Consider the following 698-nt stretch of genomic DNA (forward strand, 5'->3'; position numbering starts at 1 on the left):
TAGTGGACGCCGAGGACGACGCGGGAGAGTGCGACCGTTGCGACGATAGCCGCGGCAGCGAGGGCGCGTCGCCGTCGGTCCCATACGTCGAGGAGGAGCGCGGCAGCCCCGTAGACGACCGTGGTTCCGAGCGCGTGTCCGCTGGGGAATCCAAACCCATCGTCGGTCGTAAACGAGACGAACAAGTCCGCGAGCGGGGCGGGCCAGTTCGGGGCCGAGGCGATTTCGGCTGTCGGCGGGCGGGGGAGCGCGAAGCCGACTTTGAGCGACGTCACCAGCGAGAGCGAGATAAACGCGAGGGCAACGAACGAGGCAGCGACTCGTCGCGGGCGCTCCGAAATACGAGGGCGGGCAAGCCAGTACAGCGAGGTGAACGCGAGGAAGAAGAACCACTGGTCGCCGAGTTGCGTGACGAGACCGAACAGAAAGACAACTACGTCTGGCGCGGTCGAAAGAACGGTTTCGCCGATACCACGAGTCTGAAGCGGGAACATCTCAGCTACGACGTTCTCGAACGGCGTCGATAGCGCGTCCGGGCACGCCAAGCGCGTTTAGGCCGATGCCAAAGATGACGAACAGGACGTAGAGTCCGAGCGTCGAAAGGAAGATGATGAGCATGGCTACGACCGCGATGAGGTCCGAGTTGAGGTAGTAGAACGCGCCGAGCGTGAGGACGACGCCGTAGCCGAGGACGATGT

At 63.8% G+C, this 698-nt stretch carries 1 protein-coding gene and 1 pseudogene; both read right to left on the bottom strand.

Annotated elements, in window-relative coordinates; translation table 11 throughout:
• The coding region (locus tag QT222_RS00260; protein WP_491475926.1) for a phosphatase PAP2 family protein at positions 1-494 on the bottom strand (494 nt) is incomplete at its 3' end.
• Position 495: 1 nt separating this feature from the next.
• Positions 496-698: pseudogene (locus QT222_RS00265) on the bottom strand (YihY/virulence factor BrkB family protein); the annotation flags it as partial.

It is taken from the genome of Haloferax sp. s1, assembly GCF_058382125.1.